At 71.6% G+C, this 26,342-nt stretch carries 28 protein-coding genes and 2 pseudogenes; 14 read left to right on the forward strand and 16 right to left on the reverse strand.

The window, feature by feature from the left end; all coding sequences use genetic code 11:
- Window positions 1–100: 100 nt before the first annotated feature.
- From ABZ953_RS06305 to ABZ953_RS06315, 3 genes and pseudogenes are all read right to left on the reverse strand, one after another.
- On the reverse strand, window positions 101–1,408 hold the full coding sequence (locus ABZ953_RS06305; RefSeq protein ID WP_361717573.1) for an ATP-grasp domain-containing protein: 1,308 nt from the start codon (window positions 1,406–1,408) through the stop codon (window positions 101–103).
- Window positions 1,409–1,587: 179 nt separating this feature from the next.
- Entirely contained in the window at window positions 1,588–1,860 is a 273-nt protein-coding gene (locus ABZ953_RS06310) for a hypothetical protein (RefSeq protein ID WP_361717576.1), read from the reverse strand.
- Window positions 1,861–2,005: 145 nt separating this feature from the next.
- Window positions 2,006–2,080 (reverse strand): annotated as a pseudogene (locus ABZ953_RS06315) (ArsR family transcriptional regulator); the annotation flags it as partial.
- 64 nt (window positions 2,081–2,144) lie between these two features.
- On the opposite strand from ABZ953_RS06315, the gene ABZ953_RS06320 reads away from it, so the two are divergent.
- Window positions 2,145–2,846 (forward strand): hypothetical protein, encoded by a 702-nt coding sequence (locus tag ABZ953_RS06320; RefSeq protein WP_361717579.1) that lies wholly within the window; start codon window positions 2,145–2,147, stop codon window positions 2,844–2,846.
- Here ABZ953_RS06320 and ABZ953_RS06325 read toward each other — a convergent pair.
- Entirely contained in the window at window positions 2,843–4,270 is a 1,428-nt protein-coding gene (locus tag ABZ953_RS06325; RefSeq protein WP_361717582.1) for a VWA domain-containing protein, read from the reverse strand. The two genes, ABZ953_RS06320 and ABZ953_RS06325, sit on opposite strands and share 4 nt — an antisense overlap.
- Window positions 4,267–5,136, reverse strand: a complete 870-nt coding sequence (locus tag ABZ953_RS06330; protein ID WP_361717585.1) for a MoxR family ATPase — start codon at window positions 5,134–5,136, stop codon at window positions 4,267–4,269. The genes ABZ953_RS06325 and ABZ953_RS06330 overlap by 4 nt, the downstream gene beginning before the upstream one ends.
- A gap of 173 nt (window positions 5,137–5,309) precedes the next feature.
- Between ABZ953_RS06330 and ABZ953_RS06335 the strand changes: the two genes are divergently transcribed.
- The 3 genes from ABZ953_RS06335 to ABZ953_RS06345 all read left to right on the forward strand — a co-directional run bounded on the left by ABZ953_RS06335 (window position 5,310) and on the right by ABZ953_RS06345 (window position 7,540).
- Window positions 5,310–5,807 (forward strand): helix-turn-helix domain-containing protein, encoded by a 498-nt coding sequence (locus ABZ953_RS06335; RefSeq protein ID WP_361717588.1) that lies wholly within the window; start codon window positions 5,310–5,312, stop codon window positions 5,805–5,807.
- 144 nt (window positions 5,808–5,951) lie between these two features.
- Window positions 5,952–6,488: an SRPBCC family protein gene (locus ABZ953_RS06340; RefSeq protein ID WP_361717591.1), complete on the forward strand. Its 537-nt coding sequence runs from the start codon at window positions 5,952–5,954 to the stop codon at window positions 6,486–6,488.
- Entirely contained in the window at window positions 6,488–7,540 is a 1,053-nt protein-coding gene (locus tag ABZ953_RS06345; RefSeq protein ID WP_361717594.1) for an LLM class flavin-dependent oxidoreductase, read from the forward strand. The genes ABZ953_RS06340 and ABZ953_RS06345 overlap by 1 nt, the downstream gene beginning before the upstream one ends.
- 121 nt (window positions 7,541–7,661) lie before the next feature.
- On the opposite strand, the gene ABZ953_RS06350 is transcribed toward ABZ953_RS06345, so the two are convergent.
- Window positions 7,662–8,102 (reverse strand): nitroreductase family deazaflavin-dependent oxidoreductase, encoded by a 441-nt coding sequence (locus ABZ953_RS06350; RefSeq protein WP_361717596.1) that lies wholly within the window; start codon window positions 8,100–8,102, stop codon window positions 7,662–7,664.
- A 169-nt stretch (window positions 8,103–8,271) separates the two neighbouring features.
- Between ABZ953_RS06350 and ABZ953_RS06355 the strand changes: the two genes are divergently transcribed.
- Window positions 8,272–9,369, forward strand: coding sequence for a helix-turn-helix domain-containing protein (locus ABZ953_RS06355; RefSeq protein ID WP_361718252.1), 1,098 nt, complete (start codon window positions 8,272–8,274; stop codon window positions 9,367–9,369).
- Window positions 9,370–9,407: 38 nt separating this feature from the next.
- On the opposite strand, the gene ABZ953_RS06360 is transcribed toward ABZ953_RS06355, so the two are convergent.
- On the reverse strand, window positions 9,408–9,815 hold the full coding sequence (locus ABZ953_RS06360; protein WP_361717599.1) for a CoA-binding protein: 408 nt from the start codon (window positions 9,813–9,815) through the stop codon (window positions 9,408–9,410).
- Between the two features lie 50 nt (window positions 9,816–9,865).
- A complete protein-coding gene (locus ABZ953_RS06365; RefSeq protein ID WP_361717602.1) occupies window positions 9,866–10,441 on the reverse strand; it encodes a TerD family protein in 576 nt (191 codons plus the stop codon).
- A 178-nt stretch (window positions 10,442–10,619) separates the two neighbouring features.
- Between ABZ953_RS06365 and ABZ953_RS06370 the strand changes: the two genes are divergently transcribed.
- Both ABZ953_RS06370 and ABZ953_RS06375 read left to right on the forward strand, forming a co-directional pair.
- A complete protein-coding gene (locus ABZ953_RS06370) occupies window positions 10,620–11,027 on the forward strand; it encodes a BlaI/MecI/CopY family transcriptional regulator (RefSeq protein ID WP_361717605.1) in 408 nt (135 codons plus the stop codon).
- Between the two features lie 23 nt (window positions 11,028–11,050).
- A complete protein-coding gene (locus ABZ953_RS06375; RefSeq protein WP_361717608.1) occupies window positions 11,051–11,983 on the forward strand; it encodes a M56 family metallopeptidase in 933 nt (310 codons plus the stop codon).
- 32 nt (window positions 11,984–12,015) lie between these two features.
- Here the strand turns inward: ABZ953_RS06375 and ABZ953_RS06380 are convergent, their stop codons facing one another.
- Window positions 12,016–12,471: a TerB family tellurite resistance protein gene (locus tag ABZ953_RS06380; RefSeq protein WP_150164242.1), complete on the reverse strand. Its 456-nt coding sequence runs from the start codon at window positions 12,469–12,471 to the stop codon at window positions 12,016–12,018.
- A gap of 163 nt (window positions 12,472–12,634) precedes the next feature.
- Here ABZ953_RS06380 and ABZ953_RS06385 point away from each other — a divergent pair, with 163 nt between their 5' ends.
- Window positions 12,635–13,321, forward strand: coding sequence for a transcriptional regulator (locus ABZ953_RS06385; protein ID WP_361717612.1), 687 nt, complete (start codon window positions 12,635–12,637; stop codon window positions 13,319–13,321).
- A 70-nt stretch (window positions 13,322–13,391) separates the two neighbouring features.
- Here ABZ953_RS06385 and ABZ953_RS06390 read toward each other — a convergent pair whose 3' ends face one another.
- Window positions 13,392–14,069 carry a 4'-phosphopantetheinyl transferase superfamily protein gene (locus tag ABZ953_RS06390; protein WP_361718255.1) on the reverse strand — a complete coding sequence of 226 codons (678 nt, stop codon included), beginning with the start codon at window positions 14,067–14,069 and terminating at the stop codon, window positions 13,392–13,394.
- Window positions 14,070–14,231: 162 nt separating this feature from the next.
- Here ABZ953_RS06390 and ABZ953_RS06395 point away from each other — a divergent pair, with 162 nt between their 5' ends.
- The 3 genes from ABZ953_RS06395 to ABZ953_RS06405 all read left to right on the forward strand — a co-directional run bounded on the left by ABZ953_RS06395 (window position 14,232) and on the right by ABZ953_RS06405 (window position 19,232).
- A complete protein-coding gene (locus ABZ953_RS06395) occupies window positions 14,232–14,858 on the forward strand; it encodes a YigZ family protein (protein ID WP_361717615.1) in 627 nt (208 codons plus the stop codon).
- A 106-nt stretch (window positions 14,859–14,964) separates the two neighbouring features.
- The gene (locus tag ABZ953_RS06400) at window positions 14,965–16,128 is read left to right on the forward strand and encodes an exonuclease SbcCD subunit D (RefSeq protein ID WP_361717618.1); all 1,164 of its coding nucleotides are present in this window, start codon (window positions 14,965–14,967) and stop codon (window positions 16,126–16,128) included.
- Complete coding sequence (locus ABZ953_RS06405) at window positions 16,125–19,232, forward strand: SMC family ATPase (protein ID WP_361717621.1); 3,108 nt, start codon at window positions 16,125–16,127, stop codon at window positions 19,230–19,232. Before ABZ953_RS06400 ends, ABZ953_RS06405 begins: the two co-directional genes overlap by 4 nt.
- A gap of 39 nt (window positions 19,233–19,271) precedes the next feature.
- Here ABZ953_RS06405 and ABZ953_RS06410 read toward each other — a convergent pair whose 3' ends face one another.
- Together ABZ953_RS06410 and ABZ953_RS06415 are read right to left on the reverse strand one after the other, a co-directional pair.
- Window positions 19,272–19,718: an Lrp/AsnC family transcriptional regulator gene (locus tag ABZ953_RS06410; RefSeq protein WP_361717624.1), complete on the reverse strand. Its 447-nt coding sequence runs from the start codon at window positions 19,716–19,718 to the stop codon at window positions 19,272–19,274.
- Between the two features lie 125 nt (window positions 19,719–19,843).
- Window positions 19,844–20,581: a trypsin-like serine protease gene (locus ABZ953_RS06415; protein WP_361717627.1), complete on the reverse strand. Its 738-nt coding sequence runs from the start codon at window positions 20,579–20,581 to the stop codon at window positions 19,844–19,846.
- A gap of 439 nt (window positions 20,582–21,020) precedes the next feature.
- Between ABZ953_RS06415 and ABZ953_RS06420 the strand changes: the two genes are divergently transcribed.
- Window positions 21,021–21,500, forward strand: coding sequence for a rhodanese-like domain-containing protein (locus tag ABZ953_RS06420; protein WP_361718258.1), 480 nt, complete (start codon window positions 21,021–21,023; stop codon window positions 21,498–21,500).
- Window positions 21,501–21,541: 41 nt separating this feature from the next.
- Here the strand turns inward: ABZ953_RS06420 and ABZ953_RS06425 are convergent, their stop codons facing one another.
- From ABZ953_RS06425 to ABZ953_RS06440, 4 genes are all read right to left on the reverse strand, one after another.
- Entirely contained in the window at window positions 21,542–23,260 is a 1,719-nt protein-coding gene (locus tag ABZ953_RS06425; protein ID WP_361717630.1) for a DUF885 domain-containing protein, read from the reverse strand.
- Between the two features lie 116 nt (window positions 23,261–23,376).
- The gene (locus ABZ953_RS06430; RefSeq protein WP_361717633.1) at window positions 23,377–24,636 is read right to left on the reverse strand and encodes a hypothetical protein; all 1,260 of its coding nucleotides are present in this window, start codon (window positions 24,634–24,636) and stop codon (window positions 23,377–23,379) included.
- Between the two features lie 20 nt (window positions 24,637–24,656).
- Complete coding sequence (locus ABZ953_RS06435) at window positions 24,657–25,052, reverse strand: hypothetical protein (protein WP_361717635.1); 396 nt, start codon at window positions 25,050–25,052, stop codon at window positions 24,657–24,659.
- A 106-nt stretch (window positions 25,053–25,158) separates the two neighbouring features.
- Window positions 25,159–25,653, reverse strand: coding sequence for a helix-turn-helix transcriptional regulator (locus ABZ953_RS06440; RefSeq protein ID WP_361717638.1), 495 nt, complete (start codon window positions 25,651–25,653; stop codon window positions 25,159–25,161).
- Window positions 25,654–25,869: 216 nt separating this feature from the next.
- Between ABZ953_RS06440 and ABZ953_RS06445 the strand changes: the two are divergent.
- Window positions 25,870–26,043: pseudogene (locus ABZ953_RS06445) on the forward strand (helix-turn-helix transcriptional regulator); the annotation flags it as partial.
- A gap of 33 nt (window positions 26,044–26,076) precedes the next feature.
- The gene (locus tag ABZ953_RS06450; RefSeq protein WP_361718269.1) at window positions 26,077–26,340 is read left to right on the forward strand and encodes a hypothetical protein; all 264 of its coding nucleotides are present in this window, start codon (window positions 26,077–26,079) and stop codon (window positions 26,338–26,340) included.
- Window positions 26,341–26,342: the final 2 nt, after the last annotated feature.

Here is a 26,342-nt window from a genome sequence, read left to right on the forward strand (position 1 = left end):
GTGCCGTCCTCTCGGTTGCTTCCCCCGCCGGGCAGGCGGGTCCGTGCTGCGGTGCTGCGGTTCCGGGGTTCTGGGGTTCCGGGGTTCTGGGGTTCGCCGACTAGTCGTTGGTGAGGTGGCGTCCGCCGGGCTCGGTGCCGTCGAAGGCGAGTCCGAGGGCGGCCACGCACCGGTCGTACTTGCGGCGCAGGTCCTCCTCGCTGTCGCCGCCGGTGCTGATGTGGGCCAGCTCGAAGCTGTAGCTGTCCTGATCGGTGGCGTCGGACAGCTTGCGCCCCTCCTCGACGCCGACCTCGACGCGGGCGCCCGGAATCTCGCGCTCGATCCGGTCGATCTCCTCGCGCTCGGGCACCTGGTGCGCGACACCGTCGGCGAACCACCGGTAGTACCACTTGGCCGCCGCCGCGTACGGGCCCTCGCGGTAGGGGAGCGCGGGGTCCTCGCCGAGGGCGAGACTGACCATGCAGTGGTGGTTGGGCACGCCGTCGACGTAGGCGAAGAGCTCCGCGTGCGCCTGGGAGTGGCGCGGGTTGATCTCCAGGAGGTTGATGGCGTCGGCGCCCGGGTCGTAGAAGTACTCGATGCTGAAGGTCGCCTCGTCCATGCCCACCTGCCGTATCACCCGCTTCGACACGTCGTGCAGGCGCTGCTGAACGGGCTCCGGCAGGCCGGAGGGGTACTGATGGCGCAGGAAGCAGGAGGAGCCGGGATAGTTGATGGAGTCGAGGACGCCGTAGACGGTGACCTCGCCCCCGTGGACGTAACCCTCCACGGCGACCTGGACGCCCGAGAGCGCCTCCTCCGCCAGGCACACCTCGGCGCCGACGCCGGCCATCTCCGGCGGCAGGTCCACCTGCTGGAGTATGTGCTCGAAGGGCCGCCCGACCCGGCTGATGCCCTCCTTGATGCGGGCGCACGCCTCGCGGAACTCCTCCTCGTTCTTGACGCTGTAGGCCAGCTCGGAGGAGTACGAGAGCGCGGGCTTGAGCCACATCGGGTACCGCACGCCCTCGGGCGGCCGCGGTTCGTCCGCGTCGAGATCGACCCGGCCGAAGCGCGGGTGCTCGTCGATGACCTTCTGCTGCTCCAGCCTGCTCCAGTACTTGTGCTCGCACTTGACGATCGACTCGAGGCTGGTGCTGCGGGTGCCGTAGCGGTCGCCAAGGATCGCCACGAGGGTGCTGACGGGGAAGTCCCAGTAGCCGACGATCGCATCGATGGTGCCGTCGAAGGAGTCGAGGATTCCCTGCGCCTTGTCGAGGAGCTCCGGTACCGACACCTCGCCGCCCTGAAGCTCGTCGACGGTGAGCAGGGGGTGGAACCGGTACTCCGCGGCGCGGGGGATGCTGCCCAGGGCGGGCAGGTTGGCCTCGTCCAGACCGATCACGAAGATGTTCTTGCGATGCACAGCCACAATTCTCCTTCAGCTCGTCGTCGCGGCCGGGTACCCGCAGGTCGGACACGCACACGTCGGCTCGGCGCGAGCGGCCCGGCCCGGCCGTGACGGCACGCCGGCCTGGCTGTGTGTGTTCGCGGGGGCGGTCAGGTCCCGGTCCTGCGCGCAGGCGTGAGGGGTGACGGGCCGCGTCATTCGGCTGGAACGGCGAACCACCTGAGATGTACGGGTCGTGCGTCGGGCGAGGCGTCTTCCGGGCCGCGGGCGAAGCGGGCCAGTAGTTCCAGATAGGCGTCATGGAAGGCGCCCAGTTCCTCCTCGGTGAGGTGACTGAGGCTGCGCGAGCCTCGCATCAGCCCTGCCGCGTCGGCCTGTCCGGCCATGTAGCGGTGGGCGAGCTCGATGTCCTCGTTCATCTTGATCCGGTCGAGGGCTGCCACGATCGCGCCCTCGGCCTCGGTCATCTCGTCCTATGCGGGCCTGCGGACGTCCAGGCCACGTACCGCTCGCCACCAGCGCTCGCGGCCGCCGGGGGCGGTCCGGGGCGTCCTCGATGAACCCGCCGCGTTCCAGTCGGCGCAGGTGGTAGCTGAGGGTGCCGGTGTTCTCGCCGAGGGCGGCGGCGAGGGTCGTCGAGGTCGCCGGTCCGGAGATGGTGAGGTGACGCAGAATCTTCTGCCGCAGTGGGTGTTCTCACCGGAACAGTCACCCGGAGGTCGACATGTCCCATGCCATCCGTGCAACGCGCTTGCCCCGACGCCTGGTTCTGGCGCTGACCGCGCTGGCACTGGGGGCGGGAGCGGCAGCAAGTCCGGCCCACGCGAGCGTCCCCGCGGCCGAAGCCGGACCCGCGGTCGTGCGGGGGCCCGGCTTCGACTCCTGTCCGGCCCTCTCCGAACTCCCTGAAGGCGCCGAACCGGCGGACTGGCGTTGCGAGGCCATGACCGCCGACGGCCATCTCACCCTCGGCCGCATGGACCAGGCGCTCGGCAGAGGGATGACGATCACCTTCGCCGAGGGCACCGTGAACGGTGAGTTCCACCAGGTCTTCGGCCGGATGACCGCCGCTCCGGTACGCGTCGGGGGGACGTTCCTGAAGCTCACCCCGCGGTACGCGGGCCACTTCGACTTCCACGAGAACGACGAGCGGCGCGGCGAACTGGACCTGGCATTCCGGCTCTCGGGCCCCGCCGTGCCACCGAGCTGCTCCATAGGCACGGACGCGGACCCGGTCCGCCTGAAGCTCAAGGAGACCGCGGCGCCGACCGTCGTCTCGAAGGAACCACTGGTCGTGGCCTTCTCCGTGGCGGACAACGCCTTCTCGGCCCCGCGGACATCAGGCTGCGGCCGTCTCGGGCCGGCCATCGACGCGGCCCTCCGGCTGCCGTCCCCGACCGGCGCCAACGCCTTCGACCTGGATGCCCGAGTGGCCTTCCGCTCGTACAGCTAGCAGACCGGCAGCAAACGGGCGATCAATCCGCCGAGCTGCCGCGCGTTGCGGCACTCGTGCATGTCCACGAGGTCGGCGTACGCGTACGCGGCCGAGTCCCCGGTCGACCACTGCGGCCGCTGTTCGGGGTTGAGCCAGTACACCTGACGGGCCCGCTCCGCGATCCGCCGCAGCGCGGGAAGGTTCGGGTCGCTCATGTTCGTGCGGGCGTCGCCGAGGACGAAGACCGTGGAGCGCGGGCCGACCGCGTCGAGGTACCGCTCCGCGAACTCCCCGAGGGCCGTGCCGTAATCGCTGCTGCCGTGCCACCCCGTCACCGCGGCCTCGCCGAGGATCCGGCCGCCCAGGCCCGCCGGGTCGGCGGCGCCGTGTGTGAGCAGCCCCGTCACCTCGTCGACCCGGTTGACGAAGGCGAACACGCGCACCTTGCTGAACTGGTCGTGCAGCGCTTGGACGAGCAGCATCGTGAAGTTCGCGAAGCCCGCCACCGAACCGGACACGTCGCACAGCAGCACCAGTTCGGGGCGCGCGGGACGGCGGCGGCGCAGCACCGGCCGCATCGGCACACCACCGGTCGACAGCGAACCGCGCAGGGTGCGGCGCAGGTCGATGCTGCCGCGCGCGGCCCGTCGGCGCCGGGCGGCGAGGCGGGTGGCGAGCTTGCGGGCCAACGGATGCACCGCCCCGCGCAGTTCGGCCAGTTGTGCGCGGCCCGCGAGGAGGAAGTCGACGCGGTCGGCGGTGGTCGCCACGGCACGGCGGGCGATCTCCTGCGTGCCGCGCCGCTCGGCGACCCGGCGGCGCGCCTCGGTGCGGACGAGTTCACGGAACTCCTCGATGCGGCGCCGGATCTCGTCGGCCGCCAGGCGGTCCGTGAACGCGGCCTCGCCGGTGCCCTGTCCGGCGGTACCCGCCCGGAGCGCGGCGAGGGCCCGCGCGAGCAGCGTCTCAGGACGGACCCGGCCGAGCGTCTGGTGGGACGACCAGCCGTCCGAGCCCGACCCGGAGGAGCCGTACCCGCCGAAGCCGTCCACCGCCTCGCCCGCCAACTGACCGAGCAGCGCACGGTCACCCGCGGCGAGCGCCGCCACGAGGCGTTCGCGCAGCGCGTCCCGGTCGCCGTCGCTCCCCTCCGCGCCGGGAAGCTCGCTCCCGCCGTCCGGTGCGCCGACACCCAGCGGAAAGTACAGGTCGAAGACCGGGTCGAACACCGCGCGCTGGCTCTCCTGGTGCAGCAGTGAGGCGGCGAGCCCTTCCCTGACCCGCTCCCGGTCGGTGAGGCCGAGCGCCTCCAGGGCGGCCGCGGCGTCGACGGTCTCGCCCGGACCGATGCGCAGCCCGTGCGACCGCAGCGTCCCGACGAGACCGGCGAGTCGGCCGGTGAGCCCGTCGGCAGGGGTCCCGGGCCGCGGGGGCGTGGTCACACGGCGTCCAAGTCGAGCTTGGCGGCGGCCTTCAGGACGTCGTCCTGGTGCTTCAGAACGACGCCGAGACTGTCACGTACGACGGTCTCGTCCAGGGTGTCGGCGCCGAGCGCGAGCAGCGTGCGGGCCCAGTCGATGGTCTCCGCGACCGAGGGCACCTTCCGCAGGTCCATCGCGCGCAGCGCGCCCACCACCCGCACCACCGACGCGGCGAGCGCCTCGTCGAGGCCGGGCACCTTCATGCGGACGATGCGGCGCTCCAGCTCCTCGTCGGGGAACCCGATGTGGAGGAAGAGGCAGCGGCGGCGCAGCGCCTCCGACAGCTCGCGGCTCGCGTTGGAGGTGAGGACGACGAACGGGCGGCGCTCCGCACTGATCGTGCCCAGTTCGGGGACCGTGACCTGGAAGTCGCTGAAAACCTCCAGGAGCAGCCCCTCGACCTCCACGTCGGCCTTGTCCGTCTCGTCGATCAGGAGGACCTTCGGCTCGTCGCCGCGGATCGCGGTGAGCAGCGGGCGGCGGAGCAGGAATTCCTCGCTGAAGATGTCGGTGCGCGCGTCGTCCCACGACTCCTCGCGGCCCGCGGTGATGCGCAGCAACTGCTTGGCGTGGTTCCACTCGTACAGGGCGCGTGACTCGTCGACACCCTCGTAGCACTGCAGCCGTACGAGGGTTGCGCCGGCGACCTCCGCCACGGCCTTGGCCAGCTCCGTCTTGCCCACGCCCGCCGGACCCTCCACCAGGAGCGGCTTGCCGAGCCGGTCCGCCAGGAACACGGTGGTGGCGACCGCGGGAGAGGCCAGATAGCCTGTCGCGGCCAGCCGGGTGGCGACGTCGTCGACGGAACTGAAGTACCCGGTCGTCATGCGGTGTTCTCCTGAGTTCTGCGGCTCCGCCGGTGCCTCCCCCGGGTCCCGGTCCTCGTACCCGATCAGCTCGGGGCGCTCCACCACAACGGGCGGACACGGTTTGCGTCGAACGTCACGTCCCCGCTCCTGTCTGGTGGGTCTCATGGTGAGACCCTTCGTATGCTGGCCTCATGAGGCGGACTTCCTTTGCGAACTGGCCGTGTTCCATCGCCCGCACGATGGACCTGCTCGGCGACTGGTGGACGCCGCTCGTGCTGCGCGAGGCGTTCTACGGCATCAAGCGCTTCGACGCGTTCCAGCGGGAGCTCGGCATCGCCAGGAACACCCTCACCGACCGGCTGCGCCGCCTCGTCGACGAGGGGCTCCTGGAGAAGCGGGCCTACCAGCGGGACCCGGTGCGCCACGACTACGTACTCACCGAGAAGGGCCGTGACTTCTTCGGTGTGCTCGCCGCGATGAACAGCTGGGGCGATCGATGGCTCAGCGGCGAAGAGGGCGCTCCGGTCGTCTTCCACCACGACCGCTGCGGCCACGACAGCCAGGCCGAGGTCGTGTGCGCCGCGTGCAAGGAACCGATGACGGCCTCGGACACGAGCCCGCGCATGGGCCCCGGCTACCCGCCCCGGCTCGCCGAACGCCCGGACGTCAAGGCGCGGTTCAGCCGCTGACGGCACCGCGCCCCCACTACGCGCCGGGCCCCGGCCGACTCTTGACGAGTGAGTCTATCTACGCAACTCTCAAGGTCAGGCAAGGTCAGGCGGCGTGACTCTTAAGGGACGTGACTCTTAAGGGATAAGAGAGGGCGATCGACGATGGAGTGGACAGGCGCGCGCTACGCGGACGGGCCGACGGTCGAGGTGGCCGGGCGGATCGCCGCGTCACCGGAACGGGTGTGGGAACTGGTCTCGGACATCGGCCTGATGCCGACGCTGAGCGCCGAGTTGCAGTCGGTCGCGTGGCTGGACGGTGCGACGGGCCCCGCGCCCGGCGCGCGGTTCACCGGGCGGAGCCGTCACGAGTCGCTGGGGGAGTGGGAGACCACGTCGCACATCGTGGCGTGCGAGGCGCCGCGCGAGTTCGCCTGGGCGGTGGGCGATCCGGAACGGCCCGGCGCCCTCTGGCGGTTCGGGCTCGCGGCGCGGCAGGACGGCGGCACGCTCCTGACGCAGTGGGTGCGGCTGGGCCCGGGCCGCTCGGGGCTCTCGCTCGCGATCGAGCGGATGCCGGACAAGGAGCAGAAGATCGTGTTCGTGCGGTTGCGGGAGTTCGAGCGGGGGATGGCCGCCACGGTCGATGCGATCAAGGCGCTGGCCGAGGGCGCGCAGACCGTGGAAGGGGTGCGTGCCTGATGCGTACGTCAACGACCGTCGAGGCGTCCGGGGCGAACTGGCGGGAAACGGTCGACTTCGTCACCGAGGCGGAGAAGCTCGGCATGGACATCTGCTGGGTGGCGGAGGCGTGGGGCTCCGAGGCGCCGTCCCCGCTCGGCTATTTGGCGGCGCGGACCGAACGGATGCTCCTTGGCTCGGGCATCATCCAGCTCGCCACGCGCAGCCCCGTCGCCATCGCCCGGGCCGCCCTCACGCTCTCGCAGATCTCCGAAGGGCGCTTCCTGCTGGGTCTCGGCCCGTCGGGGCCACAGGTGATCGAAGGCCTGCACGGCGTGCCGTTCGCGCGCCCGCTCTCCCGGATGCGGGAGACCGTGGAGATCGTCCGGCAGGCGGTGTCGGGCGAGAAGATCGCCTACGAAGGGCGGGAGTTCACCGTCCCGCTGCCGGGCGGCGACGCCAGGCCGATGCGCCTGTCGCTGCGGGCCGAGCACGACCTGCCGGTCTACCTCGCCACCCTCTCCCCGAGGATGCTCCGCCTGACGGGCGAGGTCGCGGACGGCTGGCTCGGCACCAGCTTCGTGCCGGAGGGCGCCAAGGAGGCGTACTTCGACCACCTGGACGAGGGCCTCGGCGCGTCCGGGCGTACCCGCGCCGACCTCGACATCTGCCAGGGCGCCGAAGTGGCTTTCGCGGACGACGAGGAGACCCTGCGCGCGATGGTCGCCGGACGCAAGAAGGAACTCGCCTTCAGCCTCGGCGGGATGGGCTCCGCGACGACCAACTTCTACAACAGCGCCTACAGCAGGCAGGGCTGGGCCGAGGTGGCCGCCGAGGTCCGCGAGCGCTGGCAGGCGGGCGACCGCGACGGCGCGGCCGGTCTCGTCACCGATGAGATGGTGCTCGCGACCACGCTGATCGGCACCGAGGAGATGGTGCGTGAACGGCTGAGGGTCTGGCGTGCGGCCGGTGTGGACACGGTGCGCTTCTATCCGGCGGGCGACACGCTCGACGCGCGGCTCACCACGCTGGGCCGGGCGATCGACCTCGTGCGCGAGACGGCTCCCGCGTGATCCAGCTCACTGAGGCGCCACGGGACGGGCCTACCGCGCCTGGCGGCGGGAGCGGTAGGCCCGGGGCGCGGCCTGCGCCGGGCGGGATCAGGGCGCGAACGGAATCAGAATTCGAGCGCGATCAGGATTCGAGCGGGCTGAGGATGAAGAGCGGGATCTTGCGGGTCGTCTTCGTCTGGTACTCGGCGTACTCCGGCCAGACCGCCACCGCGCGCTCCCACCAGAGCTCGCGCTCCTCGCCGGAGGCCTCACGCGCGCGGTAGTCCCTCTTCACCGTGCCGTCCTGCAGCTCCACATGTGGCTGGGAGACCAGGTTGTGGTACCAGGACGGGTGGGCGGGATCGCCGCCCTTCGACGCCACCACGGCGTACTCCCCGGCGTGTTCGACGCGCATCAGGGGGTTCTTGCGGAGCTTCCCGCTCTTGGCGCCGATCGAGGTCAGTACGACGACCGGCGTTCCCTTCATGGTCGTCCCCTCCGTACCGCCGGAGCTCTCGTACACGTCGACCTGCTTGCTCGCCCAGTCCCAGGTACCGGGCTCGTATTCACCAGTCAGAGGCATACCTCTAGCATCGGCCCGCGCCCGCGCATTGTTACGTGTGGGTGGCAGCCGGTTCACGCCATTGTTCGCTCGGGGGCGCCGGACCGCCGTACGCGCACCCTGCCGACAGCCTCGGGTCCCTTGTGCGTTAGAAAGACCCCAAATGATTCAACCTACGGCGGGGGCGGACATGGCGGGGCGCGACATACCTGAGGCGTACCCCGTACCCGAGGCGTATCCCGTACCCGAGGAGTACCTCGACGGCTATGCGGGCATCCTGGCCGCCGCCGCGGCGACCGGGCGCCGGCTGACCCGCGAGGAGCTGGAGTCGCGGCGCGCGCTCGGTGAGCGAGCCGCCGACGCCGGTCTTGGACTGCGGGCGCTGGTGCGTGCGCACCTGGCGGCCACGCGGGCGCACTGGCCGGCCGCGGGGGCGGCCTCGGCGGACAGCGTGCTGGCCGCGGCCGAGCAGGCCGTGGACGCCCTCGCTGAGGGGTACGAGCGTGGCCAGCGCCTGGCGGTCCGTCAGGAGGAGGCCGCCCGGCGGGAGTTCATCGACGACCTGCTGCACGGCCGCAGCGACCTGGGCCTGCTCGCCGAGCGCGCGGAACGCTTCGGGCTGCGCCTCTCCTACGAGCACGCGGTCGCCGTCGCCCAGGGGGCCAGCGGATACGAGGAGGGGGACGCCGTCGCCCGCGAGGTCGAGCGCGCGCTGATCGGCCGGTTCGGGGGCCGCAGCATCCTGGTCACCACCAAGGACGGCCGACTCGTGTGCATCGCCCCCGGCGACCAGAGCGAGGTCCTCGCCTTCTTCGCCAAGCGCGCGTACGCGGCCACCGACGGCGGGCGCGTCGTCATCGGCCGCCCGCAGCCCGGTCCTGGCGGCGTCGTCCAGTCGTACGAGGAGGCGCTCAATACCCTGGACCTGGCCGAACGCCTGGAGCTCGACGGGCCGGTGCTGCACGCCGCCGACCTGCTCGTCTACCCCGTACTGACCCGTGACCGGCAGGCCATGGCCGATCTGGTGGTGCATACGCTCGGGCCGCTGCGGCAGGCGCGCGGCGGCGCGCAGCCCCTCATCGATACCCTCGCCGCGTTCTTCGACGCGGGCTGTGTCGCGGCGGAGGCGGCCCGCCGCCTCTCGCTGAGCGTGCGCGCCCTGACCTACCGTCTGGACCGCATCCACCAGCTGACCGGAGCCAGCCCGGCCGATCCCGTGCACCGCTACGCGCTGCAGACCGCGGTGATCGGCGCACGGCTGCTCGACTGGCCCGACCAGCAGTTCTGATCGCTGGGAAGCGACCGGGGCCGGGCGCCGGACGGGCGCTAGCCCAGCTGCGGGATCTCGATGGCGGGGCAGCGGTTCATGACCATCTCCAGGCCCGCCGCACGGGTCCTGTCGTACGCCGCCTCGTCGACCACGCCGAGCTGGAACCAGACGGCCCGCGCGCCGGCGGCGACCGCCTCGTCGGCGACCGGTCCCGCCAGCGCGCTGTTGACGAACACGTCGACGACGTCGACCGGGAACGGCACGGCGGACAGGGACGGATATCCCTGTTCGCCGTGGACCGTCTCGGCCTTGGGATGGACCGGCACGACCCGCTTGCCGAAGCGCTGCAGGACGGCCGCGACACCGTACGCCGCCCGGTCCTGGTTGTTGGACAGGCCCACGACGGCCCAGGTGTCGCCGAGCTCCGTCAGGATCCTGCGCACCGTTTCCTGGTCGCCGTACATGGCCTGTCTCCTCTGGGTCGTGGCCGGATGCCGTCAGGGACGCGCGCGGGTCAGACGTTCACACCGAAGTCCGACGCGATGCCGCGCAGCCCACTGGCATAACCCTGGCCGACCGCACGGAATTTCCACTCCGCCCCGTGCCGGTAGAGCTCGCCGAAGACCATGGCGGTCTCCGTCGAGGCGTCCTCGGACAGGTCGTAGCGGGCGATCTCGACGCCGTCGGCCTGGTTCACCACGCGGATGAACGCGTTGCGGACCTGGCCGAAGCTCTGGCCGCGGTTCTCGGCGTCGTGGATGGAGACCGGGAAGACGATCTTCGAGATGTCCGTGGGCACCTGCGCGAGGTTCACCTTCACGGCCTCGTCGTCGCCCTCGCCCTCACCGGTGAGGTTGTCGCCGGTGTGCTCGACGGAGCCGTCCGGGCTCGTCAGGTTGTTGTAGAAGATGAAGTGCTGGTCGGAGACGACCTTGCCGGAGTCGTCACAGAGCAGCGCGCTGGCGTCGAGGTCGTAGTCGGTGCCGGTCGTGGTGCGCACGTCCCATCCCAGACCGACAAGGACTGCGGTGAGGCCCGGGGCCTCCTTGCTGAGCGAGACGTTGCCGCCCTTGGCCAGGGAAACTCCCACGATGTCCTCCTGAGGTCAGAGATCTGGATGGAGATCTGGATACTGGAATCTGGCTTCCCGAAATCTACAGGAATGTAGAAGTGGGCCGTGCGGCGGTGCCCCGTTACGATAGGGCGCTCCCCGTCCGCCGTGCAGTACACAGAGGGTGGAGTACACAGAGGCTGGAGGGTTTCCGGGCATGACGCACCACGACGAGCACGACGATCGGCCGCCGCGGCTGCGCCGCCGCGCGCAGGGCGAGCTGGAGTCGCAGGTGCTCGCCGCGCTGCACGCCGCGCGCGGACCCGTCAGCGCGGCCTGGGTGCAGGAGCGGATCGGCGGCGACCTCGCGTACACGACCGTCATGACCATCCTCACCCGCCTCCTCGCGAAGGACGCGGTCACCCGCGAGCGCTCCGGCCGGTCGTTCGCGTGGCTGCCCGCCTCGGACGAGGCGGGGCTCGCGGCCTTCCGGATGCGCAAGGTGCTCGACGGCGAGAGCGACCGCGGGGCCGTGCTCGCCAGCTTCGTCACGACCCTCACACCCGACGACGAGCAGCTCCTGCGCGGGCTGCTCGGCCAGGCGGGCGCCGGGGCCGACGACTGACGCCCAATGGGGGTTCTCCGCTGATGGGCGTCTTCGTCTTCCTGCCGCTGGTGCTGCCGCTGACCGCGTGGCCGATCGCCCGCCTCGCCGAGCAGCACCTCCACCCGCGCACCGCGACCCGGCTGCTCACCGCCGTCGCCGGCGTGATGGCCCTGTGCAGCACGCTCTGCCTGGCGCTCCTGATGGTCGTCGGCACCGCCCAGCTGCCGGGCAACCCCCTGCCGGACGGCTGGTCCGACCCCGAGGTGCGCGCCGCCGTCCCCTATGACGAGGTCGCGGGCAAGGTCGCGATCCCCGCCCTGCTCGCGGTGTGCGCGGCCTGCGCGCACACCCTGTGGCGGCACGCGCGCGTACGGGTGCGCGGGCGGCGCGCCCTCGACGGGCTGCGCGGCGGCTCCGTCGCCGTGCTCGCCGACGAGGCGTCGTACGCCTATGCGCTGCCGTCGCGCGCGGGCGGGCGCGTCGTCGTCACCACCGGCATGCTCTCCCGGCTCGCGAGCCGGGAGCGCCGCGCGCTGTTCGCCCACGAGCGGGCCCACCTGTCCGCGCGGCACCACCGGCATCTGGTCGTGACGCAACTGGCGGCCCGCGCCAATCCGTTCCTGCGGCCGCTGCGCACCTCCGTCGCCTACGCCGCGGAGCGCTGGGCCGACGAGGCGGCCGCCCGCGAGGTACGGGACCGCCGGGTCGTCGCCCGTGCGATCGGCAAGGCGGCCCTCGTCTCGCGCGGTGTGCCCGCGCCGACCCTCGCGGGACTCGCGGCCCCTGGGCCCGTACCGCGCCGGGTCGCCGCGCTCCTCGCCCCGGCACCTGCGGTCCGCACCCGCCCGTCCGTGTTCACGGCGGTGGGGCTCGCCCTGTGGTCCGCGGCCTTCGGCACCGCCGTGTCCGCGATGTCCTCGGCGAACGCCGCCGTCACGATGGTCCTCATCCTGCGCGCGGCCACGCCACTCTGAACGCGTGGCCGCGGCGCCGGAAACGTGCGTTCCTAGAGGTCGAACTCGTGCGGCGGCAGGTCGAGCGCGAAGCACGCCTCCCGCACGACGGCCTGCTCGTCCTTGTCGAAGTCGCCGTCGGCGCCGCCGATGACGATGCCGATCTGGATGACCGCACGGGCCTCCGCGGGCTTCTTCTTCGCCTTGGCGACCTCCTGGAGGACGCTGACCTTGCCGAAGGCGAAGTCGGCGGTCAGCTTGTCCACGTACTCGTCGAAGCGGCGGCGCAGGTCGTCCGCGGGGAAGTTCTGCAGGACCTCGTTCGTGCCGATGAGCTGCGCCACGCGCTGGCGCTCGGACGGGTCGACGGTGCCGTCGGCGGCCGCCACCAGGGCGCACATCGCCATGCTCGCGTCGCGGAAGGCGCCGCTCTTGAGGTCGTTCTTCTTCGCCATCAGCTGGGTCTGCATCGTCGATGCGGATTCCTTGACGCGGTCCCACAGGGCCATGGGGAAAACTCCGTAAATGTATCGGTGGATCAGGGGTGTTGGACCAGTCGCCCGGTACGCTGCGCGCAGCTCCGGGTCCTCGCCCATTTCTACAGCAGAGTAGAAACTAGCAGTCGGGCCGAGAAGTTCCCGCCCGGTTCCCGCCCAGCGGAAGGTGTGCGCGATGACTCCGACGGCACAAGAGCTCCTGCAGGCCGCGGCCGCCCGCCTCGCCTCCGACCCCGCCACGAACCCCCTCGTCCCGCGCATCGCCGACGGCTCCGCCCGGGTGCGGACGCTCGCCGTCCTCGCGCTGGAGCAGCGGCATGTCATCCCCGCCGACCGGCGCTCCTTCCAGCACCTCGCCCGGCGCGCCACCGAGTCCCGGGACCTGGAGTCCGCCGCCTTCTTCGAGACCCTCGCCGACGGCGAGAGCCTCGCGAGGGAACGGCTCAATCCGCTGCTCGATGCCTGCGCGGTGAGCAAGGACGAGGCGGCCACGTACGAGCCGCGGGCGGGCTGCCAGGCCTACCCGGCGTACGTGGCCTGGCTCGCCCTGAACGGCGAACCCGCCGACGTCGTCCTCGCCCTCACCGCGAACTTCGCGGTCTGGGGCCGCAGTTGCGCGACCATCGCCCGGGCACTGCGCGATCACTACGGCTTCGCCGACGAGGCCTGCGGGTTCTTCGACCTCTTCGCCGAGCCCGCACCGGACCTCGACCGGCAGGCACTCGCCGCGGTGCGGGCCGGTCTCGGACGGGGCCGGGTGACGACGGCGCACCTGCGCTTCGGCGCACTGGTGGGGCGCTACGAAGAGATGTTCTGGGAGACGCTCGCGGGCGACGAGGCCGAAGGGACGGTCAAGGGCTGACCTTCCGCAAGAGCACGGCGAAGACGCAAGAGCACGGCGAAGACCGTCACCAGTCCTGGGAGAGAGGCGCTCACCCGACCGGCAGCGCGGACGTCACCGGCAGGACGATGGCCGTCGCGGCGATCCCGTCCTGGACGACCCACTGACCGGCGAAGCCCGTCAGCTCGACGCCGTCCACCACGGGTCCCTCGACCAGAAGCCGCGCGGTGAACGTCCCATCCGCGGCCAGCTCCACCCGGGCGTCCTCGAAACCGAGCCAGCGGCCGGTGAGGGGGAACCACGTCTTGTAGACGGACTCCTTGGCGCTGAACAGCAGCCGGTCCCAGGGCGTGGCCGGGTGCCGGGCGCCGAGCGCGGCGAGTGCGGCACGCTCCGTCTCGTCGGCCACCAGGTTCAGGACGTCGGGGTCGCGCAGCGGCTCGCCGGGCTCCGCGTCGATGCCGAGCGAGGTCACCTCGCCCGCGCGGGCCACGACCGCCGCGCGGTACCCGGCGCAGTGCGTCATACTGCCGACGACCCCGGCCGGCCAGCCCGGCGCCCCGCGCTGCCCCGGCAGGATCGGCGCGGGCGGCACGCCGATGCGGGCCAGCGCCGTACGGGCGCAGTGCCGCACGGTGGTGAACTCGTTGCGCCGCTTGGCCACCGCGTTCGCGACGACCGCCTCCTCCTCGGGGAAGAGGACGGCGTCGGCCGGATCGTGATGGGTCTCGACGACCGTGACAGGCACGCCGGCGAGCAGGGTTGCCAAGGGCCCGGCGGGGCCCGCGTCTTGGCGCACGGGTATCGAAGGTGACGTCACGAGAGATCACGGTACCGGGCGCGACCCCCGCACACGGGCGTCCTGTGGCCCACGCCACCCGGGCGCCCTGCCGGGTGCGGCCGGCCGCCGACGAGCGCCTACGCTGGCGTGATGCAGGACGAGTACCGCACAGTGGCCCGCGAGGGCGTGCACGAGACCGAGATCAACCGCTCGCGCTTCCTGTGCGCCCTGGCACCCGCGGCCACCGAACGGGAGGCCCAGGACTTCGTCGCGCGCATCCGCAAGGACCACCCGACTGCCAGCCACAACTGCTTCGCCTACGTCATCGGGGCCGACGCCTCCGTACAGAAGGCGAGCGACGACGGCGAGCCCGGCGGCACCGCGGGCGTCCCGATGCTGCAGATGCTGATGCGCCGGGACATGCGGTACGCCGTCGCCGTCGTGACCCGCTACTACGGAGGGGTCAAACTCGGCGCGGGCGGGCTCATCCGTGCCTATGGAGGAGCGGTCGGCGAGGCCCTCGACACACTCGGCACCGTCACCCGCCGCCGCTTCCGGCTCGCCACCGTCATGGTCGACCACCAGCGCGCCGGCAAGGTCCAGAACGATTTGCGGACGACCGGCCGCGAGGTGCGGGACGTACGCTACGGCGAGGCGGTCACGATCGAGATCGGCCTGCCCGACGCCGACGTGGAGGCCTTCCGGAGCTGGCTGGCCGACGCCACCGCGGGCAGCGCGGCGTTCGAGCTCGGGGGAGAGGCGTACGGGGACGCATGAGACGCGTACGGGGACGCATGAGACGCGTTCACCGGTGACCCCGAGGGGGAGCGGTTGCGGGAGGGGCCGCCCGTGATGTCCGACCCGCCCGTTAGTCTCGTGAATCATGAGGCTGCTGCACACGTCCGACTGGCATCTGGGGCGATCGTTCCACCGCGTGAACATGCTCGACGCCCAGGCCGCGTTCATCGCCCACCTGGTGGCGACCGTGCGCGAGCACGACGTGGACGCCGTCGTGGTGGCCGGTGACGTGTACGACAGGGCGGTGCCGCCGCTCGCGGCCGTCGAGCTCTTCGACGACGCCCTGCATCGCCTTGCCGACCTCGGCGTGCCGACCGTCATGATCTCCGGGAACCACGACTCGGCACGCCGCCTCGGAGTCGGCGCGGGCCTCATCGACCGCGCCGGCATCCACCTGCGCACCGACCCCGCCGCCTGCGCCGAGCCCGTGATCCTCGCCGACGCCCACGGGGACGTGGCCTTCTACGGCCTGCCCTACCTGGAACCGGCCCTGGTCAAGGACGAGTTCGCGGTGGACAAGGCAGGGCACGAGGCGGTCATCGGCGCCGCCATGGACCGGGTGCGCGCCGACCTGGCCACCCGCGCGCGCGGCACCCGCTCCGTCGTCCTCGCCCACGCCTTCGTCACCGGCGGCCAGGCCAGTGACAGCGAGCGGGACATCACCGTCGGCGGTGTCGCCGCCGTACCGTCCGCGGTCTTCGACGGCGTCGACTACGCGGCACTGGGCCACCTGCACGGCAGCCAGACCCTCGGCGCCCGCGTGCGCTACTCCGGCTCCCCGCTCCCGTACTCCTTCTCCGAAGCGGACCATCGCAAGAGCATGTGGCTCGTCGACCTCGGGCCCGAGGGGGAGGTCGACGCCGAGCGCCTCGACTGCCCGGTGCCGCGCCCGCTGGCCCGCCTCAAAGGCACCCTCGACAGCCTCCTCGACGATCCGGACCTCGCCCGCCACGAAGAGGCCTGGGTCGAGGCCACCCTCACCGACGCGGTGCGCCCCGACGACCCCATGGCGCGGCTCTGCGAGCGCTTCCCGCACACCCTCAGCCTCGTCTTCGACCCGGACCGGGCCCCCGACGACCCGGACCTCTCCTACGCCCAGCGGCTCCAGGGCCGCAGCGACCAGCAGATCGCCGTGGACTTCGTGACCCATGTGCGCGGCGCCGGGCCCGATGAGCACGAGCGGGAAGTGCTGCGTTCCGCTTTTGACGCCGTCCGGACCGACGACACCCTGCGCGAGGTCGCCCGATGAGGCTCCACCGGCTCCGCATCACCGCCTTCGGGCCCTTCGGCACCACCCAGGACATCGACTTCGACGACCTCAGCACCGCCGGACTCTTCCTGCTGCACGGCCCGACCGGCGCCGGCAAGACCTCCGTCCTGGACGCCGTGTGTTTCGCCCTCTACGGCTCGGTGCCGGGCGCCCGGCAGGGCAGCGGGCAGGGCATGACGCTGCGCAGCGACCACGCGCGGCTGGGCACGCGCACAGAGGTGTGTCTCGAACTCACCGTCGCCGGGCGCCGCTTGGAGATCACCCGGCAGCCGCCGTGGGCACGCCCCAAGAAGCGCGGCACGGGCACCACCACGGAGAAGGCGCAGAGCTGGCTGCGCGAGTACGACGCCCGGGCCGCCGGAGCCGCCGGGGATACGGAGCACGGCACGGGCGGCTGGAAGGACCTCAGCCGGTCCCACCAGGAGATCGGCGAAGAGGTCAGCCAGCTGCTCGGCATGAGCAAGGAGCAGTTCTGCCAGGTCGTGCTGTTGCCCCAGGGCGACTTCGCCCGGTTCCTGCGGGCGGACGCGGAAGCGCGCGGCAAGCTGCTCGGACGGCTCTTCGACACGCGGCGCTTCGCCGCCGTGGAACAGCGTCTCGCCGAACAGCGACGCACCACCGAAGCCGAGGTCAAGGACGGCGACGCGGCGCTCCTCGCCGACGCGCACCGCATGCAGCAGGCCGCGGGCGAGAGTGGCCAGGGCGCCGAGCTGCCCCTGCCCGACGCCGCGCCCGGCGACCCGGGGCTCGCCGACGCGGTCCTCACCTGGGCCGCCGTCGCCCGCGCGGGCGCCCGCGAACGCCGCACCGTCGCGCACTGCGCGCTCTCGGCCGCGGAATCCGCCCAGGCCGCCGCGGAGCGCCGCCTCGGCGACGTGCGCGAACTCGACCGGCTGCAGGGCCGGTTAGCCGAGGCGCGGTCCCGGGCCGACGGGCTCCACGCGCGCGAGGACGAGCAGCGCGAGCTCGCGGAGCGGCTGGAACGGGCCCGCAAGGCCGAGACGGTCGCACCCGCGCTCAGCCTGCGCGACACCACCGACGCGGAGCACCGCCACGCCACGGAGGCGGAGGCACGCGCGCGTGGGCTACTGCCCGAGACCTTCGCGGCCTCCGGCGCGGTGGGCCTCGCCGCCGCCGCGCGCACGGCGGCCGAGGAGCTGGGCGGCCTCGCGTCCGCCCGGCGCGCCGAGCGAAGGACCGCCGACATCACCGCCGAACGCGCGACGCTGGACCGCCAGGAGCGCGCCGACGACGAGCTGCTCCAGGACGCGGCGGGCTGGCTCGACGGCTGGGAGGCGACCCGGACCACGCTGCAGGAGCGCATCGAGTCCGCCCAGGAGGCCGCGACCCGCGCCGAGCGTCTTGCGGGCCGCCTCGAACCGGCCCGGACCCGCCTGACCGCGGCCCGCCGCCGCGACCACCTCGCCGAGGACGCCGCGGCGGCACAGGAACGCGCCCTCGCCGCCCGCGAGTCCGCCACCGCCGCCCACGAACACTGGCTCGCGCTCAAGGAACAGCGCCTCACCGGCATCGCCGCCGAACTGGCCGCGCATCTCAGCGACGGGGCGCCCTGCGCCGTGTGTGGCGCGACGGAGCACCCCGCCCCCGCACGCAAGGTCGCCGGGCACGTCGACCGCCGGACGGAAGAAGCGGCGCTCGCCGCCCACCGCGGCGCGGTCGAGGCACGCGAGGCCGCCGAGCGCGCCCTCGGGGACGTACGCGAATCCCTCGCGGCGGCGACGGCGGCCGCACGCGGCGGCCCGCTCACGGACCCGGACGGCGCCGATGCCGAGTGCGCCGAAGGCCACACCGACACGGACCCCACCAGCGACGAACTTGCCTCCGCCGTCGACGCGTTGCTGCGGGCACACGCCGAGGCCCGCGACCGCGCCTCCGGGCTGCACGCCGCCAGGGAGGCGCTGGCGCGGGCCGAGGGCGAGTACGACCGAAGGCTCGCCGGACAGCAGGAGGCCGCGCGCCGCGCCGCGTCCCGCGCCACCCTGCGCGACGCCCTGGTGCGCGAACAGGACGCCCTGGAAGCCGAGTTGACCAGGGCCAGGGGTGCCAGCGGCAGCGTCGCGGACCGCGCCGCCCAGCTGGAGCGGCAGGCCGCGCTGCTGACCGAGGCCGCGGACGCCGCCCGCGCCGCCGCCGACACCGCCGAGCGCCTCAAGGCCGCGGACGCGCGCCTCGCCGACGCGGCCTACCGCGCCGGGTTCGACACGCCGGCGGCCGCGGCCGCCGCCGTGCTCGACGACGCCCGATACCGCGAGATCCAGCACCGCATCGACGCCTGGCGCAACGAGGAAGCCGCGGTGCGCGCCGTCCTCGCCGAACCGGACACGGCCGCGGCCGCGCAGCAGCCCCCCGCCGACCTGACCGCCGCACGCGAAGCCGCGGAGGCGGCGGGCCTGCGCCTGCGGGGCGCCGCCTCCGCAAGGGACGCGGCCGACCGGCGCTGCGCCGAACTGGATCGGCTCTCCGCCCGCTCGCTCGCCGCGATGCGCAGGCTGGCGCCCCTGCGGACCGCGTACGACAGGGTGGCGCGGCTCGCCGGTCTCGCCGCCGGCACCTCGGCGGACAACGAACGCCGGATGCGCCTGGAGTCGTATGTGCTCGCCGCCCGGCTGGAACAGGTCGCCGCCGCCGCGACCGCCAGGCTGCGGAGCATGTCGTCGGGCCGCTACACCCTCGTGCACTCCGACGACCGCACGGGGCGCGGCCGTTCGGGCCTCGGGCTGCACGTCGTCGACGCCTGGACGGGCCGCGAGCGCGACACGTCGACGCTGTCGGGCGGCGAGACGTTCTTCGCCTCGCTCGCCCTCGCGCTGGGCCTCGCCGACGTGGTCACCGACGAGGCCGGCGGTGTCCGCCTCGACACACTCTTCATCGACGAGGGGTTCGGCAGCCTGGACGACCAGACGCTCGACGAGGTCCTCGACGTCCTCGACTCGCTGCGCGAGCGGGACCGCAGCGTCGGCATCGTCAGCCACGTCGCGGACCTGCGGCGGCGCGTGCACGCGCAGTTGGAGGTCGTGAAGGGGCGGGACGGGTCGTCCGTGCGGCAGCGGGGCGGGGCCTGAGCGGCGGGCTGGTCCGCGCCCGGGTTCACGGACAGGCTCTCAGCGTCCGAGCGGCCGGCGCGGCAGGGGAGAGGAGTAGACGACGCTCGTCGTCACCGACCCCAGCGCGCCGATCCTTCCCGAGACCTCTTCGAGGTGCTGCATCGAACGCGCGGTGACCTTGATGACGAAGCAGTCGTCGCCCGTGACGTGGTGTGCCTCAAGGATCTCGGGGGTGGCGTCGACCAGGTCGTGGAAGGGTTTGTAGTTGCCGTTGGGGTAGCGCAGGCGGACAAAGGCCAGGATGGGCAGCCCGAGCCGTTCGGGGTCGATCACGGCCGCGTACCCCTGGATGACGCCCGCCTCCTCCAGGCGCCGCACGCGCTCGGTGACGGCGCTCGCGGACATCGAGACGGCGCGCGCCAGTTCGGCGTAGCTCGCGCGGCCTTCGCGCTGGAGGACATCGAGTATGCGCCAGTCGGTGGCGTCCGTGGAATAACCGGTCATGCCCGAGAGGTAACAGGGAAATCCCCGGCCGATCAAGAGGGGGGCCGGGAAGTGCGCGTACTCGTCGGTGGCCTGCTCCGACGAGTACGCGCGGGCAGAGCGGGCTGTCCGCTCCGAACGTGCCGTCAGACGCCCGCGATGCTCTGGATCCAGGAGCGGTACGCCGTCACGTTGGTGTACGCCGTGGTGGTCTGGCGGTCACTGGTGGAGGCGACGCCGACCTGCGCGCCGTTGCCCATCATCGGGCCGCCCGAGTCGCCGCCCGCGGTGATGCCGTCGCCGCGCCGGGCGCAGATGGCCTGGCCCTGGTAGGCGTCACGACAGCCGCCGGTGACGACGACGTTGGCGACCTTGAGGAGCCGGGACTGGCAGTTGATCTCCTGGCCGCACTGGGAGGTCGCACCCCAGCCGTACACCTGCACGGTCTGGCCCACCGACACGGAGCCCGGCGAGCCGAGGCGCGCGTAGGTGCCCGGCACGGAGCGGTCGAGGCGCACGAGGGAGAGGTCGGCGCTCGGGTGGCTCTGGACGCCGACGCCGTTGGCCGTGGTGCCGCCGGAGGTCTGGTCGAGGCTGCCGATGCGGAACGAGAGGCCGCCGCCGCTGACGCAGTGCTTCGCGGTGAGGATCCAGGTCGGGGCGATGATCGTGGCGCTGCAGGTCTGGCGGCCGTTGGAGAAGAGCCGGGCTGCCCAGGGGGCGTTGCCGGCATAGCCGCCGCCGATGATCGGGCGGGGGGAGTTGACGGACGCCACCTTGGGCGCGTCCGCGCTCGCCACGGTCTGGGCCGCTGCCGTGGGGGCGAGCCCCAGAACGGCGAGTGCGGTGGCCGCGAGCGCGGGGACGAGTCTGGATATTCGCACGTTCGTCTCCATTATGTGGGGATGGAACATCCTGGATGAGGACGAGACTGCATAGGTATGCAGTAGCTGCCCGGACGGGAGGCGGGTATCTCCTGTCACGGGCATGCCATCTCTGGCTGGCTGGGGTGAATCTGGCAGAAGTGGCATCGGCGGCGCAAGAGGTCGGTTGCTGGTTCATTCGCCGGATCGGGCCGACTGCGTGATCTTGCTAGTGGCTGCATGATGAAACGGTTGTGGTCTGGACCAGCCCCGAAATTGGGAGATGTCGGGCCGCCGCCGTATGCCCGACTCCTGTCGCCCCTTACCGGGGATTCGACGGTGAGGTCGACGGGTCGCCGGGGATCGCGCCTTCAGGCCTCGCGCCGCCGCCCGTAGATTTTTCGCCATGAACAACATGACCGCCATGAACAACACGACCGCCGTGAACGCCACGACCGACATGAACACGCCGCTGATCGAGAGCCCCGTCCTGCGGGTCCCGCCGACATCACCGGCCGCGGCCGTCGCGTACTTCGGGGCGAGTCTCGCCTTCCACGCCGACGTCTCCGACGTGGCGTCCGCGCTCGCCGCCGAAGGCGACCCCGGCTTCGTCGTGGTGGACACCCGCTCCACGGCGTCCTGGGACCAGGGGCACATCCCCGGCGCGGTCCACCTGCCCACCGCCCTGGTCCCCGCCCAGGCCGAAGCGCTGCTCGACAGGGCGGTGCCGGTCATCACCTACTGCTGGGGCCCCGGCTGCAACGGCGCGACCCGCGCGGCGCTCGCCCTTGCCCAACTCGGCTTCCGGGTGAAGGAGATGCTGGGCGGATTCGAGTACTGGGCGCGCGAGGGCTTCGAGTTCGAGACGTGGGAGGGCCGTGAGCGGCGCGCCCCTGACGCGCTCACGGCCCCGGTCGGCGCCGAGGACTGCGGCTGCTGAGGGAGAGGGGAACGCGGCAGCAGGCCTCGACGCATGTCTTCTCAGAGCTTCGACAACTCGTCCACCAGGTCGTCCAGGCCCAGCGATCCCTGTGACAGGGCGGCCATGTGCCACGCCTTGGCGTCGAAGTCGGCGCCGTGCCGTTGCCGGGCGTTCTCGCGGCCGAGCAGCCAGGCGCGTTCGCCCAGCTTGTAGCCGATGGCCTGGCCGGGGATGGTCAGATAGCGCGTCATCTCGCTGGCCACGTACTCCGTGGGCCTGCTGCAGTGCGCGTCGTAGAACTCCTCGGCGAGGTCCGGTGTCCAGCGCTCGCCCGGGTGGAAGGGCGAGTCCGCGGGAATCTCCAGCTCCAGGTGCATGCCGATGTCCACGATGACGCGCAGCGCGCGCATCATCTGCGCGTCGAGATAGCCGAGCCTGCGCTCCGGGTCCGTGAGGAAGCCGAGCTCGTCCATGAGCCGCTCCGCGTACAGCGCCCAGCCCTCGACGTTGGCGTTGACGAGACCGACGGTCGCCTGGTAGCGGGAGAGGTCGTCCGCGACGTGCGCCCACTGGGCGAGCTGCAGGTGATGGCCCGGCACGCCCTCGTGGTACCAGGTGGAGACGAGGTCGTAAACCGGGAAGCGGGTGTCGCCCATCGTCGGCAGCCAGGTGCGTCCGGGGCGTGAGAAGTCCTCCGAGGGGCCCGTGTAGTAGGGGGCGGCGGCGGAGCCGGGCGGGGCGATGTGCGACTCCACCCTCCGTACCCGCTCGGCGAGTTCGAAGTGGGTGCCGTGCAGGGCGTCGACCGCCTCGTCCATCAGCTCCTGCAGCCAGACCCGGACCTCGTCCACGCCCTCGATGTGGGCCCCGTGCTCGTCCAGGTGGGCGAGTGCCACCCACGGCGTGGCCGCGCCGGGCAGGATCTTCTCGGCCTCGGTCTTCATCTCGTCGAGCAGCCGGTGGAACTCCGACCAGCCGTACGCGTACGCCTCGTCCAGGTCCAGGTCGGCGCCGTTGCACTCGCGGGCGAGGCAGGCGTAGCGCTCGCGGCCCACGATGTCGGGGGCGCCCTCGACCGCCGGTGCGTAGACGTCGCGCATCCAGTCGCGCAGGGCGACCACGGACGCGGTGGCGCCCAGCGCCGCGGCGTCCAGGTCGGCGCGCAGCGTGTCCGGCCCGGCGGACGCGAAGTCCTCGAACCAGCCGCGCCCGCCCGCCGCGCCGCCGGTCTCGCCCGCCCACTCGGTGAGCTGCCCGATGAACGTGGCGGTCGGCCGCGGCGGCGCGAACAGCTTGCGCTCCAGGCCGAGTTCGAGCGAGGCGCGATAGCCGTCGAGCGCGGTCGGCACGGCGCGCAGCCGCTCGACGATCGCGGCCCAGTCCTCCGCCGTCTCCATCGGGGTCACGTTGAAGATCCCGCGCACCTGATGCGGGAGCGTGTGCAGATTGCCGACGGAACGCAGCCCTTCGTCGGCCTCGTGCACGGCCAGTTGCGCGGTCAGACGTTCGCGCAGCAGCCGCCCGCAGCGCCGCTCGATCTCACTGTCCGCGCCGGGCCTGCGCTCCGCCTCATCCAGCCGGGCCAAGGTCGTGCGCGCCAGCCGCGCGAGGGCCTCCTGCCCTTCGGGCGAGCCGTCGGGGAGCTTGCTGTGGCTCTCCTTGACGCCGAGATACGTACCGGTGATGGGGTCGAGGGCGATGAGTTCATCGACGTAGGTGTCGGCGACGGCGCGGGGCAGGGGGCCGGCGTTCGGCTGCGGGGTCTTCGTGTCTGACATGCGGACATCCTGTATCGGGTCATCCGTCGGGCGCTAGAGGCTTTGACCTGCGAACTAGTCCACGAGGCTGGATATCGGCACGTACCGAACTGATCGTTTAGGAGAGATTTGGGAGATCACAATTCCCAGATCTTCTCCCAGCCGAGGCTGGTCATGGCCCGCTCGTACAGACCCTGGAGCCCGTCCAGTCGCTCCCGCCGCATCTCCGGTGTCGGATGCTGGTAGGTCCCCTTGATGCCAGGGTACTTGTGCCCCGCCTGTTCGTAGGCCAGCACCGGCTTCACGCCGATCTCCGCCTGGTAGGTGTCGTGACTATGCCTCAGCGCACGCATATCCAGGCCCGGCATGATCGGGTCCCACGCTGCCACACGCGCCGCACCGCGGGACCCAGGCGCCGGCTGCCTGCCGTCCGCTGCCTGCCGGACCCGAAGCTGCCATGCCGTGCGCCACCACAGCCCGCCCCGAGGCGCCGTGAACACGTGCTCATGCCCCTGCTCCGCCAGATGATTGCGCAGGCGGTCGGCAAGGAACGGCGGGACGTCGACGTCGCGTGCGCTCTGCGGGTTCTTCGGAGGTTCCAGGCCGCGGAACAGGCTGCGCCTGCCGTCATCGTCGTAGGTGTAGTACTCGACCAGTGCCCCGGTCTCCTTGTCGACCCGGACGACAGGGCAAGTGAAGAGGCCGCCGCTGTGCTTCTGGTTCCGGCTCAGGAGGGTGTTGCAGCGACGCAGCCCCAGCACTTCCTCAAGACGCAGCCCGAGAAAGGCTGTTGTCATGACGAGCAGGCCGTTCGTGGGCCCGAGGCGTCGGGCCATCTGGAGTACGACCTCGGGGGGTGCCCACATGTTCTCGGGCTTCGTCTTCCGCTTTCCCTCGGTCTCTGCGGTGAGGCCGGTGAGCTTGCGGTTGTACAGGAGATTGACGCTCAGATGCTGAGCGTCAACAGCCCCGGTGAGTATCCGCGACATGATCCCCACGCACGTGCGGGTCGTGCTGTGCGCACACGGCAGCGTCCGCGCCCAAGCCTCGACCTCGAACCAGTTGATGGTGTTGAGCGGGGCGTGCTGCCAGCGCGGGAGGATCGTGGCGTTCAGCCGCTCGCGCCGGTTCATCGTCGTCTGACCCCGCGGGCGCTGCGCCTTCATCCACTCTTCGGCAAACACGCCGAACGGCTTGCGGGCGAGATCCGGATCGACCCAGCGGCCGTTCCGGACGGCCGTCTCCTGCACTTCCCCCCACTCTTCCGCGAGCTTCCTCGTTGGGAACCCCGGCTCGCTGCCCCACGTGCCATCAGGCCTCTTGTAGCGAGACCGCCACGTGAACTGCTTGGTCGTCTTCCCGCCCCGGACCTTGTAGACCTTCTCGGCGTAGGCCACTGCTACCCCCTTGGTTCCTGTCAGCCGGCGTCGCCGTACTGGCTGCCCGGCTTGTCGGGGCGCCGCAGCCAGTAGGGCGACCGCTCCGTGAGCTTGCGGGAGATGACCTCCGCAGCGCGCTCGGTGATGAGCTCTTCGTCGACCGTGTACGTGATCTCGTCGACCCCGTCGTCGACGTGCAAGGCCATGACATCCGGCAGGTCCGGTTCCCGCTCTATTCGCACAGGGACGATCGGGCCCAGCGGTACGCCGGGGCCGCGGACGCCCCAGTTGCGAGCCTGGTTCGTCATGGCCTTGGTGAAGTATGCGGCGCCGTCCTCGGTGATGTCCGAGACGTGGAAGACCCAGGCGCAGCCGGTGTCCCAGTCCACGATCTTCGGCTCGAAATACGGTCCCCCGACCCGTTCAACCTGCATGCTCAAGCTCATGCCTACCCCACTCCGAGCAGTGGCCCCCCTCGGTGGTGTCTGGGCATAAAAGCACATGGCGGGATCTAGCACACCGGAAGTGCAAAAAGGATCTCTAAGTATCTGGTGAGGCGTCAGGGTCCGTTGCCACGCTCTGCAGATGACGACGTTTGCGCCGCCAGTCCGTCATCAACTGCTCAACCTCCTCCTCGGTGATGTCCACGTCACCCTTCAGGACGACGATGATCCGCGCGTCGGCGTTCTCCGGGCCGATATGCACGACCGTGGAGTCGAGCGTCCTGCCGGAGCGGAGCTCCATCTCCACGGCTGGCGAAAGCCCTCGCGGTGAACCGTCATCGGCAGCTGGCGGCGCGACCGATTCCGGTTCGCCGCCGCCGAGGACGCGAACGACCGAGTCGTAGGTCCAGCCCACGGCTTCCGCGTAGTCGCGAATGGCAGGCGTGATGTTCTTGAAGGGCGTGCCCGCTTCGATCTTCTGAATGGTGGCGCGCCCCACGCCGATGCGCTCGCCCATCTCGGGCTGCTTGAGCCCCACGGCCTTGCGGGCGTGCGCCAGCTTGGCGCCCAGTCGACTCCAGTCGCGATCCATGACTCCTCATCATGCAGCACGTGCGTGCAACCGCATATGCCTGCCCATACATGCTTGACCTGCCTACTTTCGAGACTACAAGTAGGCAGTGGTTGCACAACAGGGGCGCACTATGAGCGCTCTGGTGCATGGCGCATAGTTTGCTACGCCTGTTCGAGCCTAGAAAAGTAGGCATGAAGCCTTGTGTAGGTAGGCACGCATGCCTATCTTGATGGTGTGAGACCGAACGGCACCGCAATCCGGGACATCAGAAAAGGCCAGAACCTTGGCCTGCGATCGCTCGCCGGCCGCATCGGGCTCGATCGCAGCCACCTCTCGCGGATCGAGCGCGGAGAAGTCCGAACCTCAGCGAGCGGCACCCTCCAGCGCATCGCAGACGGCCTGAAGGTCCCGGTCGATGCCATCAGCCACCGAGGAGAAGACGTGACAACGCCCGAGCCTCCCCCCACCACGGCTCTCGACCCCACCCGTATCGACCCGCTCCGCCGGTACACACCGGAAGAGGTGGCCGCCAACAAGTGGCTGCCCTGGAGCGCTCGCAACATCCGGCAGAAGGCGTACAAGCACGAGATCTACTGCCACAAGGACGGCGGGAAGATCACGTTCACCGCCGAGGACATCCGGCGCACGAACGAACTGAGCGCGATCGAGCCGTTCAAGAAGGCTCCCGCCAAGTCCGCCGCCTAGGG

This window comes from Streptomyces sp. NPDC046465 (genome assembly GCF_040646035.1).
Lineage (GTDB): Bacteria > Actinomycetota > Actinomycetes > Streptomycetales > Streptomycetaceae > Streptomyces.

Bases quoted from the DNA above. Each gene is read 5' to 3' on its own strand.
- ABZ953_RS06310 (WP_361717576.1), bottom strand. From the start codon at position 1,860: ATGACCGAGGCCGAGGGCGCGATCGTGGCAGCCCTCGACCGGATCAAG.
- ABZ953_RS06330 (WP_361717585.1), bottom strand. From the start codon at position 5,136: ATGACGACCGGGTACTTCAGTTCCGTCGACGACGTCGCCACCCGGCTG.
- ABZ953_RS06335 (WP_361717588.1), top strand. From the start codon at position 5,310: ATGAGGCGGACTTCCTTTGCGAACTGGCCGTGTTCCATCGCCCGCACG.
- ABZ953_RS06340 (WP_361717591.1), top strand. From the start codon at position 5,952: ATGGAGTGGACAGGCGCGCGCTACGCGGACGGGCCGACGGTCGAGGTG.
- ABZ953_RS06345 (WP_361717594.1), top strand. From the start codon at position 6,488: ATGCGTACGTCAACGACCGTCGAGGCGTCCGGGGCGAACTGGCGGGAA.
- ABZ953_RS06350 (WP_361717596.1), bottom strand. From the start codon at position 8,102: ATGCCTCTGACTGGTGAATACGAGCCCGGTACCTGGGACTGGGCGAGC.
- ABZ953_RS06355 (WP_361718252.1), top strand. From the start codon at position 8,272: ATGGCGGGGCGCGACATACCTGAGGCGTACCCCGTACCCGAGGCGTAT.
- ABZ953_RS06360 (WP_361717599.1), bottom strand. From the start codon at position 9,815: ATGTACGGCGACCAGGAAACGGTGCGCAGGATCCTGACGGAGCTCGGC.
- ABZ953_RS06370 (WP_361717605.1), top strand. From the start codon at position 10,620: ATGACGCACCACGACGAGCACGACGATCGGCCGCCGCGGCTGCGCCGC.
- ABZ953_RS06375 (WP_361717608.1), top strand. From the start codon at position 11,051: ATGGGCGTCTTCGTCTTCCTGCCGCTGGTGCTGCCGCTGACCGCGTGG.
- ABZ953_RS06380 (WP_150164242.1), bottom strand. From the start codon at position 12,471: ATGGCCCTGTGGGACCGCGTCAAGGAATCCGCATCGACGATGCAGACC.
- ABZ953_RS06385 (WP_361717612.1), top strand. From the start codon at position 12,635: ATGACTCCGACGGCACAAGAGCTCCTGCAGGCCGCGGCCGCCCGCCTC.
- ABZ953_RS06395 (WP_361717615.1), top strand. From the start codon at position 14,232: ATGCAGGACGAGTACCGCACAGTGGCCCGCGAGGGCGTGCACGAGACC.
- ABZ953_RS06400 (WP_361717618.1), top strand. From the start codon at position 14,965: ATGAGGCTGCTGCACACGTCCGACTGGCATCTGGGGCGATCGTTCCAC.
- ABZ953_RS06405 (WP_361717621.1), top strand. From the start codon at position 16,125: ATGAGGCTCCACCGGCTCCGCATCACCGCCTTCGGGCCCTTCGGCACC.
- ABZ953_RS06410 (WP_361717624.1), bottom strand. From the start codon at position 19,718: ATGACCGGTTATTCCACGGACGCCACCGACTGGCGCATACTCGATGTC.
- ABZ953_RS06420 (WP_361718258.1), top strand. From the start codon at position 21,021: ATGAACACGCCGCTGATCGAGAGCCCCGTCCTGCGGGTCCCGCCGACA.
- ABZ953_RS06425 (WP_361717630.1), bottom strand. From the start codon at position 23,260: ATGTCAGACACGAAGACCCCGCAGCCGAACGCCGGCCCCCTGCCCCGC.
- ABZ953_RS06435 (WP_361717635.1), bottom strand. From the start codon at position 25,052: ATGCAGGTTGAACGGGTCGGGGGACCGTATTTCGAGCCGAAGATCGTG.
- ABZ953_RS06440 (WP_361717638.1), bottom strand. From the start codon at position 25,653: ATGGATCGCGACTGGAGTCGACTGGGCGCCAAGCTGGCGCACGCCCGC.